Annotated in this window: 8 protein-coding genes; 6 read left to right on the top strand and 2 right to left on the bottom strand. The window is 68.5% G+C overall.

Features of this window, described 5'->3' with window-relative positions; genetic code table 11:
• The first annotated feature begins 1210 nt into the window (after positions 1-1210).
• From IH80_RS45060 to IH80_RS45055, 4 genes are all read left to right on the top strand, one after another.
• Positions 1211-2095 (top strand): NucA/NucB deoxyribonuclease domain-containing protein, encoded by an 885-nt coding sequence (locus IH80_RS45060; protein WP_030965135.1) that lies wholly within the window; start codon positions 1211-1213, stop codon positions 2093-2095.
• Positions 2096-2199: 104 nt separating this feature from the next.
• Positions 2200-2706 (top strand): hypothetical protein, encoded by a 507-nt coding sequence (locus IH80_RS41160; protein WP_030965134.1) that lies wholly within the window; start codon positions 2200-2202, stop codon positions 2704-2706.
• 887 nt (positions 2707-3593) lie between these two features.
• Positions 3594-4292, top strand: a complete 699-nt coding sequence (locus IH80_RS46410) for a restriction endonuclease (protein WP_234432450.1) — start codon at positions 3594-3596, stop codon at positions 4290-4292.
• Positions 4293-4332: 40 nt separating this feature from the next.
• Positions 4333-4524 (top strand): hypothetical protein, encoded by a 192-nt coding sequence (locus IH80_RS45055; RefSeq protein WP_078906858.1) that lies wholly within the window; start codon positions 4333-4335, stop codon positions 4522-4524.
• On the opposite strand, the gene IH80_RS47480 is transcribed toward IH80_RS45055, so the two are convergent.
• Positions 4521-5327, bottom strand: a complete 807-nt coding sequence (locus IH80_RS47480; protein ID WP_420708894.1) for a restriction endonuclease — start codon at positions 5325-5327, stop codon at positions 4521-4523. The two genes, IH80_RS45055 and IH80_RS47480, sit on opposite strands and share 4 nt — an antisense overlap.
• 93 nt (positions 5328-5420) lie before the next feature.
• On the opposite strand from IH80_RS47480, the gene IH80_RS0132020 reads away from it, so the two are divergent.
• Positions 5421-5948 carry a hypothetical protein gene (locus tag IH80_RS0132020; protein ID WP_051810188.1) on the top strand — a complete coding sequence of 176 codons (528 nt, stop codon included), beginning with the start codon at positions 5421-5423 and terminating at the stop codon, positions 5946-5948.
• A gap of 269 nt (positions 5949-6217) precedes the next feature.
• Complete coding sequence (locus tag IH80_RS0132015) at positions 6218-9142, top strand: tetratricopeptide repeat protein (RefSeq protein WP_051810187.1); 2925 nt, start codon at positions 6218-6220, stop codon at positions 9140-9142.
• 389 nt (positions 9143-9531) lie between these two features.
• On the opposite strand, the gene IH80_RS0132010 is transcribed toward IH80_RS0132015, so the two are convergent.
• Positions 9532-9963, bottom strand: a complete 432-nt coding sequence (locus IH80_RS0132010) for a peptidase inhibitor family I36 protein (protein ID WP_030965129.1) — start codon at positions 9961-9963, stop codon at positions 9532-9534.
• Between the last annotated feature and the right edge of the window lie 141 nt (positions 9964-10104).

Genomic DNA, 10104 nt, shown 5'->3' with positions numbered 1-10104 from the left:
AAGGTGCTGCCGCTGTTTCCCGTGAACATCCAGAGTGCCGATGATCACTAAACGCCGCCGGAACCCACGAACAAACGCTGTCGGTTGACGGTTCTGGCAGGCTGGACAACCAGCCGTGATGCTGCCCTTCATGGCCTGGTCGTCCACAGACAGGCCGTGTATCGAGTAGGCCGTCGGCGGGCCGCAGTTGGAACTCCCGGCCCTGTTCTCCGCCAGTCGGGGTGGCACGAGCTGGCACTGAGGACGAGCGGGCGCCGAGAAGACCCCGGACGCCTGTCTCCTTGAATCCGCGGAGACCCTTGCGGGCCTGGCTGCGCCCAGTTCCTGGAGCGACGACTCTGTGCGTGTTGCGCACTGGCCGAGCCGGACTCGGACGGGTAGAGGCAAGGCGGCGACCACTGCTTCAAGGATGAGGGAGACCGGCCGCAAGCTGCCTCCCCTCCTTGCGGAGACGGCGCACTGTCGGCAGATGCTGCACGGACGCCCCCGGGTGGGCCGAGGGCACGGCGGCGAGGTAACGCGCCTCGGATCGGACATCCTGTGCACGGCTGACACCCCATCGCCACCGCGGCCTGTCTCGGTTGTGACGCCACAGGCGGAATCGGGGTGCGGCGATCGCCGGACCCGCGAGCCTGCAGCTGAGCGTCCGAAGTACCGAATCCGGCATGGAAGGGGAGGGTCCGCAACTTATTGGTTCCAGAGGAAGGCTGTTGTCGGGTTCTGCGACACGCTGAGCTGGATGGGCCCTCTTGACATCTCAAGCACCAAAATCGTCGCACGCATGTCCGTATCACCGGGCTACTGTCGCCCCTTCCACTCCGCAGAAGGGAAAGCATCTGTGCGTCAGAAAGCCGCCCCAGCGTTACGTCTTGCGACCACCCTCGCCGCAGTAATCGCCTCCATCGTGGGCACGACAGCCGCCGCTCCTGCCACGTCCGCCCAGCCCCCATCGATCACCAGCCCATTGACACCCGACCGGGACGCGACCCGCAACCCCGAGCCGAAGTCCGGAAGCAGGCAAGAACCGGGTCTGGCCACCAGCCATAACACGTGTTTGACGCCCACTTCCGATGGCCGCTACAGCTGCGTCGAGGTCACACCCGCAGACACTCCACCGACCAGCGCGCCACCGACCAGCGCGCCGAGACGTTCTCCCACACTCACAGCCGGCGTCACGCCACCGCAATGGTGCGACCAGGCCAACAACCAGGTGTGGGCCACCCGCACCCAGGCCTGCATCTGGCAAACGGTCACCTACACCACCTACCGCGTCACCAACGGACAGCGGACCACGACCGGCCAGGCCAACCTCATCGTGATGCAGTACAACTACACCGACACCGGTCTGGGCCGCTACGCGCACCAGATCGACACGTCGATGTACAGCGGCTGGGGAGACGCGACGAAGGCAACGATCGACGGGCAAGCAACCTTGACAGGTCCCTGCACGCGGACCAGCGCCACCTTCCCCGCCAAGCCCCTCGCACCCGTCAACAGCTGGAACACAGGCGAGTCCTTCTTCGACAGCTCGCTCGTGGGCCCCGCGACAAAGGGCAAGTGCAAGACCTCTTGGTACCTCACCTTCAACAATGCCGGCTACGACCCCGCCGTCGTCGACTACTCGATGAACGAGGTGCGCTGCGACAACGCCACGGCCGGCCGGCCGGGCATCGGGTGCGTCATACCGTGGGCGGCTTCCAACCTCGTCTACACCCGCACCGCGACGCCGGAACTCGCCGACCACGTGACCAAGGCCCAGGCCAGCGGGCTGCCGTCGCGGCTGACACGGACTGAGGACCAGACGGTCATCGACTCCAACCGCACCAAGGCCTGCGGATCTGCTCCTAGCGTCCCCGGCAAGTCATGCGACGAGTACCCGATCGCCACGTCGGAGCAGGGGCTGAACGCCGGAGGGACACGCCGGACCCAGTCCGGCTGCGGGTTCCCCGGCGTGCCGACTGGGACTGGCCCCGTCGGGGCCAGCGTGTGCATGATCGTTGCGACAGACAACAGCTCCCAGGGCGGCACGAACACGCAGTTCTTCCGACGGGATCGCGTGCTCCAGGGCGACCCCTTCAACGTGGTCGTCCAGTAGGAGCGGTGGGTGTCACTCCCGCCGGGGCGTCACCGTTGCGTGGAAGCCGACCCGGTGATTACCTCGCCAGGCAGCGACTGAGCCGTACAACACGAGGAGCCGTGATGGCGACACACCAGGCCCCAGTCTTCGTCAACGAGGGCACCTACGGGATTTTCGACCACGGCGAAGTACCCATCGAAAGCGCGGACTGGTCCGGCGATTTGATCGCCACCATGTCCGCGGGGGCTCTGGTGCGAACCGGCATCAACACCGGCAACGTGCGCGTGGAAGTCCAGACAGGCACCAATGAGCAATCTTCGGGGGAATGGGAAGAGGAAGCCACCGCGCTGGTCTGGTCGCCCACGGGCAGTCTGCGTATCGAGTCGGTCGTCGACGGACCGCAGTTAGATCTCCCGGTCCTGTCCGACTCCGGGCCGGGATGGTACAAACTGGCGGTCAAGGCACGGGGACGCCGACAGGCTCCGGACGCTTCCCTCCTCGAATCCGGTGAGACCTACCTGATCTCCCTTCGCCTCGTTCCTGAGGCGACGGCTCCCATCCCTGCCCGCTCCGCGGCCGCACCGGACCCAGACGAAGAGACCAGGCGGCGACGACTGCTGCAAGGATGAAGAGTCCAGACCCGGTGTGTCCCTGCCCCGCTACGAGCGGGGTAGGGACACACCCCGCTTCCGGAGCGCAGGCATCGTGCCGGAGTCTGCCTCCCGCCTTCGCGGACGCTGGCCCTGAGCTCGGCTGAGGACATGGCCCGGTGCGGAGAAGCCCAAGCTCGGGCCTTGTGCTCCGCGCATCCCTGAACTGCCATGTCGGCCACGGTCACATCTCGACCACGCGCCGCGGGGTCTTCCACCGGTGCGTACTACCGTCGGCTGCTCGGGGCGGATCCGGCGCAAACGACGGCGCGCGCAGCTGCCGTTTCTCGCCATTCGCCATCGAGGCAGCAGCCTTGGCAGGGACACCTCGTTGTCCCAGGTCAGAAGCACACGGCCGCCGAGTCTCGCGAGACCGCGGTGTGCACGCGAGAGCTGTTCTGGCTAGTCCATCGAGGTCAGGAGAACGTGCTGCAGTCATGCGGGGAAGCTGGCCGTGCGGTGCAGCTGGCTTGAAGACGAAGGACGTCGGCTCGTACCCATAGTGATCCATAAATCTCTGTCAGTGCCCACTGCTGCACCCATTGGAGGTGACGGCCGCAATCGCGGCTCGCAGACGGGAGGAGACGCCATGTCGAAGGTGCCGGAAGGGTTTCACCGAGTGCGCGCCCACGTTCGCCGCAATCCGACGCAGCGGAGCGCGAAGCGCATGAGTGGCTGGACGATCGCCGGCCTTGCAGCCGGCGTCTGGTTATGGGGCAGGTGTTCGGGTTCGGCGAGGCTGCCCCCACGCCGCCGTCCACGCAACCGCAGCCGACCGCCTCGGCCCCCGCCGCACGCTAGTGGGACGCAAAAGGACACGCCTTCGACGCCCACGCGGCGCGCCTGAGGTCCTCTCTGCCGCACTCGTGGCGTTGGCCGTCCTCGTCATGGCCGTAAGGACGGCTGCTGCAGCCATCAAGGCCCTCCACGACGCATGGCCGGTATTGCTCGCCGTCGCCATGCTCGCCGGAGCCCTGGGAGCCTGGCGAGTCGCACGCGCGGTACACGGTCGACGGCGTGACACCGAGCGGCTCGCCACCCTGCGCATCAGCCTGGCCGAGGTCGACGCCATGGACGACCGGGAGTTCGAATACGCCCTACGGGACCTGCTCGTCCGCGACGGCTGGTCGGCCCGCCGGGTCGGCGGGGGCGGTGATCAGGCGGCCGACGTCATCCAGTCCTTCCTGCCCGGCACCCCGGCGCCGGAACTCAGGCGCGTGGCGGCGGCACGTGTACGAGGTGCGTCACCTCGGCGCGCTGCGGCTGGAGCGGCACCGGCTGGGCAACAAGGCCGGCGGGTACTCGGCCGCGCCCCGCCATCCGCACGAGCAGCTGCCCCGCAGGAGCACGGCCCGGGGTCGGCCGCGCCGGCCGTCGTAGGCGTGCCACTCGGTCGACGACGGCTCGTCCGGTGCGCCCTGTGCGGGACGTTCGGTGAACTGGTCCTGGACGGCGGCCGGCCGGACCATGCACTGGCCCGCGCCCGAGATCACGTCCGCGAGGTGCACCCGGGCGCGGACATCCCCGAGGCGCTCCGGCTGCCCACGCCGTCGAGGAGGACGTAGGCTCGGCTGCTCCGGCGCCGGGGAGACCCAGCACACCCCTATGCCCTCCGCGGCGTACCGCTCGGTGCGCGCCCGGATCTCGTCCTCCGTGATCGCGGACAGCTGCGCCTCCCAGGCCATCCTGCGCGCACCGTCCGGCGAACATGACATCCGCACGCCACGACCGATCAGCTCCTGCAACTTCGAGCTGGGCGTACCAGCCGACGTCACGGATCGCTCCCGCCAGTTCTAGCTTGAGCATGTGGTGGTCCATCGCTTCGTGTGCGAGGGAGCAGGTGTCGGGCCGACCGGGATCGTGGCAGAAGAACCTGACCCGCAGCGGCGACAGCTTGGCGTGCACGCCCCATCCGCACTCCGGGCACACGATTGCAGGCCGGGGGCTGACCTGACGGTGGAACTCGGACCACGGTCGGTTGCAGCCCAGACCGGGAAGCGTGGCGTCCAGAAGGCCCGCCTCGGGATGCACGGCGGTAAAAGGCACATTGGACCTCTCCTTCCCCGACCCATCAGCTCCTCTGCAGCACCACTGCTGAGAGGCCCGCAGCGGGGCCCGACGGCCTCACCGGAGGCCGTGCGCGGCAGCGATGTACGCCTCTGGGCCAGCAAGGTTTCGAGGCGGCTGTCGGGCCACAGATCGATATAGGGCACGGCGCCTTCGGCGTTGTGCCCCTCCGCCCAGCTCCCAGCGTCCGCTGTGAACCGACCGCTCGTAGCGATCACGATTCCGCGCACCAGAGGGGGGCTCCACAGCTCCCCGGCAGTGGCGGTCTCACTGACTGCGGCGGCGTTGACCGACTTGCTGCGCCAGTGCTTGGCCTGGACGATGACCCGCTCGGTCCGCACACCACCTGAGCCGTCGCGAAGGATGTCAGACCCGTCTCGTAGCGTCGAGGGTGAGGGCCGGGAGCGGCAGGACCCCGAAAGCGTGGGGGGCAGGTCATGGGTGAGATCAGCCTCGGCTTCGTTAGCCCGAGCTCGCCCGCGCGGCGACCGTGAGCGTTTCGGGCAGTGCGTCGCGCAAGGTTGCCCAAGCATCCGCTGCGCTGTTTGCCGCGACGACGTGCAGTGACGATCGAGGCTGTCTATGGTCGCCGTGATGGTCGGCCATGGGTTGCTGGGAGGCTCGGAGTGCTGACGGAGGCATTGGCGACGCTCGCCGTATCGGGTGGTACCGCAGTGGTGCAGGCCGCAGGCCAGGACGCATGGGACGGGCTCCGCAGTCAGCTGGCCCGATGGTTCGGCCGCGGCGATGCACAGCGTGAGGACGAAGAGCTGGAGCGGCTCAGTCGGACCGCAGAAGCCCTGCGTACGGCGCCAGGCGAGGAACCGGAGCAGCTGCGCAGCCGTTATGCGGGAATCTGGCAGAACCGTATCGAGGACATGCTGGAGAGCCTGGAGGGCAGGGAGCGCGCCGAGGCCGCCGAGGCCCTGCGGTCCTTGTTGGCCGAGTCCGAGCGGGCCGGCCTCAACGTGTCGGCAGCGGATGGGGGCGTGGCAGCCGCCGGCGACATCAACATGCAGGCCGGCCCCGGCTCCGTCGTCGCGGCAGCGATCCGGGGAAACGTGCAGGTCGGCCCCGTTCCTCCCCCGGAATCTCCGCCCGAAGAACGACCGGGAGGTCCCCGCCCTCAGACGCCGGCTCCGCCCCAGGGCTGAACGGACCGGCAAGGACAAGCCCACACGTCGTCGCCGGTGAACGCACCGCGCCCCCCGGTACGGAGCTTCAAGCAGGCGACCACAGCGTCGTTGCCTTCCACATCGACCACGTCACGCAGGTTACGCCTCGTGCCCCCGTGTCCTGGCCGCTTCAGGTCGGCAACCTGCCCCGACCAGCTCATGCCTTTCAAGATCGCTCAACCAGCCGTGATCTCCATACCCGTCTGGCGGGAGGACAAGCGGCCCCCTCATGCTGGGTCCTGACAGGCATGGGCGGCGTCGGCAAGACACAGCTGGCAGCCCACTACGCGCGGCGTGCCTGGCAGGCCGAAGAGATCGACTTGCTGGTCTGGGTCACCGCAGCCACCCGCGAAGCCGTCATCGACGGTTACTCCGAAGCCGCCGCGGGCATCCGGGAGGCGGGCGCCAGCGACCGCGAAGCCGCTGCGATGGGGTTCCTGGCGTGGCTGGAACCCAAGAGTTCGGCTGCACCGCCGTCCCGCGGCCCCACCGTACAGGGCAGACCAGTCAACCCCAGATGGCTCGTCGTTCTGGACGACGTCGCCGACCCTGCCGACCTGCGGGGCCTGTGGCCCCCGAGCAGCCCATACGGCCGCACCATCGTCACCACCCGCCGTCGTGACGTGAAACAAGCGCGCCCCGACAGCAGAGTGGTAGACGTCGGTCTGTTCACCTCGGATGAGGCGGTCACGTACCTGACGGCGGCACTGGCCGCCCACGACCGCCACGAGCCTGCGGATCAGCTTGCAGGCCTGTCAAGCGAACTCGGGCACTTGCCGCTCGTCCTGTCCCAGGCCGCGGCCTACCTCATTGAGGACGGTCGCAGCTGCGCCGCGTACCGGAGACTGCTGGCCGACCGGACCGTCGCCTTGGCGAAGATCCTGCCGAAGACAGGAGCCCTGCCCGACGACCAGACCGTGTCTGCGGCGGCGGCCTGGTCGCTGTCCATCGACCGGGCGAACCAGATGGACCCGGCAGGTCTGGCTCTCCCCATGCTCCGACTGGCTGCCGTGCTCGACCCCAACGGCATCCCTCAAGTCCTCCTGACCGGGAGGCCGGTCCTCGACCACCTGACGGCACATCGGACACCCCATCCGGATGCGGCGGCCGAAGCCAAGGCGGGTGCATCCAGGATCCGGTTCCGCCGGATGCGCTCCGATCCGGCAGAGGCCGGAACCAAGGTGACCGCGGACGAGGCGGGAGGCTCCCTCAAGGCCCTGCACCGCCTCTGTCTGATCGACTTCGTTGCCGGCAACGGCCACCGGATGGTCCGCGTCCATCAGCTCATCCAGCGCACCGTCCGCGATGCCTGCACCGGCGAAGAACGCGAGCAATCGGCCCGGACGGCCGCCGACGGCCTGATGGCCCTCTGGTCCGGCGGCGATCGCGACACCCTGCCGGTCCAGGCACTGCGGGCCAACGCCGACTCCCTGACCAGCCACTCCGGTGACGCCCTGTGGCAACGCCACCCCCATCCGGTCATCCAGCGCGTTGCCGACAGCCTCCGCAGCTCCGGCCAGCCGACCGCAGCCATCGCCCACTACCGGCGTCTCGCGGACAGTGCCGTGGCGCACTACGGCAAGTACGACCGAGAGGCGTTTCGGGCCCGGCACGCCATCGCTCTGTGCCGGGGCGAGGCCGGAGACGCAGCAGGCGCGGTCACCGAGTTGGACGCACTCCTGAACGAATTCCTCAAGGTGTTGAGTCCAGTCAGCCCTGAGGTCCTCAGAGCTCGGGGAGACCGGGCCCACTGGCGGGGTGAGGCGGGAGATGCCGCGGGCGCCGTAACCGATTTGGAGGTGGTTCTGAACGACCAAGTCCGAACGCTCGGCTGGGACCACCCCGACATGCTCATCTCGTGGGGGCGCCTGGCGCACTGGCGGGGCATCACGGGGGATGCGGCGGGGGCCGCCACCATGTTCGCCGAGGTTTTGGCCAACCAAGTTCAGGTGCTGAGTGCGGACCATGTCGATACCCTTGCCTCCCGAGGAGAGCTCGCCACCTGGTGGGGCGTGGTGGGAGACGCCGCAGGCGCTGCCACCGCGTGGGACGGTTTGCTGGGCGACTACTTGCGCGTTCTGGGACCGGATCATCCAGAGACTCTCAAGGCACGGCGCAACCTTGCACGGTGGCGGGGCGGAGCGGGAGATGTGGCTGGCGCGGTCACCGCGTTCGAGGAGCTCGTCGACGACTGCCGGCAGGTACTGGGCCCGGACAGCCCTGACACCCTGCAGGCTCGGCAGAACCTCGCCCTGTGGAGGGCGGAGAGCGGAGATGTGGCCGGCGCGGTCACCGCGTTCGAGGAGCTCGTCGACGACTGCCGGCGGGTCATGGGGCCGGACAGCCCCGACACTCTGACGGCCCGGCATCACCATGCTCATGTCCAGGGCTTGGCAGGTGATGCGGAGGGCGCCGCGACCGCCTTGGAGGCGCTGCTTGAGGACTATTTGCGTGTGGTGGGGGCTCATCACCCCGGCACGGTCAAGGCTCGGCAGAGTCTCGCGCGGTGGCGGGGATCGAAGTGGGATCCTGCTTTTGCCGCGACCCCGGCCAGCGCCGCACCGTCGTTCCGATCGAGTGCGCGGTTCCCGGGAGATCGCCACTACCTCGCAACCCTAGCGAATGCCGCCTATTGGCGAGGTGTTACGGGTGACGCAGCAGGCGCCGCAAGGGCACTCGACCAGCTTCTGCAGACTCAGATCGAGGAACTGGGCGAAGATCATCCGGACATCCTTGTCACCTGGGGCAACCTCGCCTACTGGCGAGGTGTGGCCGGGGACGCGGTCGGCGCAGCCGTCGACTTCACCGAGCTTCTTGCGGAGAACGTCCGTGTACTGGGTCCGCACCACCCCAACACCGTCAGGGCCAGGGAGAGCCGCGCCTATTGGCTGAGAGTGGCCGACAAGGATCCGGCCGACGTGGCGCGGGGGTTCACTCAGCTGCTGGAGTCATATCTTCGGACCCTGGGACCGGACCACCCTCGCACTCTGGCCACCCGAGGGAATCGGGCCTATTGGCTGGGCATGGCGGGAGACGCCTCTGCTGCGGCCACCGCGTTCGAAGAGCTCCTGCAAGCGCAGCTCCAGGTGCTCGGCCTGGACCACTCCGACATCGAGGCGACCCAACAGCACATCGCCTACTGGCGGGCCCGCGCAGCACTTGACTCTTCGTGAATCGCGGCATGGACGCCGACAGGCAAGAGCTGGCGCAACTCCCGGTCGCGAGTCGGTGCCGGCCGGCCCGGCGCAGGTCAGCCGGTGTTCGGTAGCCGGTCAGCCGGACAAGGGCGCCTCGGAGGGCGGCATAGTTGACATGCGGCGGAGATTGGTCTCCGCCGGTTGGCGATGGGGGGCACCGGCGCGGCTCGGCAGTTTGCAAGGGAGCGCGAACGTTCCGTGACCTCGGCGGACCGAGGTCACGGGGCGTCCTCGGACCGGTCGTCCGGACGGCTTCCGGCTACCGGCTGAGCGACTTGAGCGCCGCCGCGTGGTACGGCTTCAGCTCGTCGAAGCGGTTGCCGATGACCTTCGCCGCCCACTGGCGTCTTGTCTCCTGCGCCTCCTTACGCGCCGCAGGGTGTGGTGTTGTTCTTCAGGGAGTGGGTGGTGTCGTTGAGCTGGTAGGAGCGCAGGTCTGCGATGGTGCCGCCGTCGGCCCCGACGCACACGTGCCGGCCGAAGTAGTTGTCCTTTTGGTAGACCCTCGCGGTGCGGCTGCTGTTGTTGATGACCGAGCTGCCCTTGCCGCGGATGTAGTCCGGCAGGTGCCGGACCGAGCCGTCAGTGGCGCGTTTGACGTAGGGCTGGCCTTCGAAGTGGATCTCGGGGTAGATGCACACAAATCCGCGGGGGCACTGGATCTGGTCTCGGGGGGCGGTGACGGCCGAACCGGCTTTGGCCGGCGCGGGCCGGGCCTGGGCGGGGGTGAGACCGGCCAGCGCCGCCGTCAGGGCCGCGGTCGCACTGACGAGCGCGAGGATCCTGGCAACGTGCATGTACTGACTCCTTCGGTCGGGTTCTGCCGGAGGGCAACAGACGACGCACGGTCGGCCCCAGCCCCTGCGGTCGGAAGCCCCGGGCACGCCCACACATCCACGCCCACCCTGCCAGCGCGACTACCCAAAGCGACAGATTCC

It is taken from the genome of Streptomyces sp. NRRL S-378, assembly GCF_000720645.1.
Lineage (GTDB): Bacteria > Actinomycetota > Actinomycetes > Streptomycetales > Streptomycetaceae > Streptomyces.
This window is presented reverse-complemented; position numbering and strand designations above follow the sequence as displayed.

What these genes read in the sequence shown, in the direction of transcription:
- IH80_RS41160 (WP_030965134.1), top strand. Translation starts at nt 2,200, where the DNA reads ATGGCGACACACCAGGCCCCAGTCTTCGTCAACGAGGGCACCTACGGG.
- IH80_RS45055 (WP_078906858.1), top strand. Translation starts at nt 4,333, where the DNA reads ATGCCCTCCGCGGCGTACCGCTCGGTGCGCGCCCGGATCTCGTCCTCC.
- IH80_RS47480 (WP_420708894.1), bottom strand. Translation starts at nt 5,327, where the DNA reads ATGCTTGGGCAACCTTGCGCGACGCACTGCCCGAAACGCTCACGGTCG.
- IH80_RS0132015 (WP_051810187.1), top strand. Translation starts at nt 6,218, where the DNA reads ATGGGCGGCGTCGGCAAGACACAGCTGGCAGCCCACTACGCGCGGCGT.
- IH80_RS0132010 (WP_030965129.1), bottom strand. Translation starts at nt 9,963, where the DNA reads ATGCACGTTGCCAGGATCCTCGCGCTCGTCAGTGCGACCGCGGCCCTG.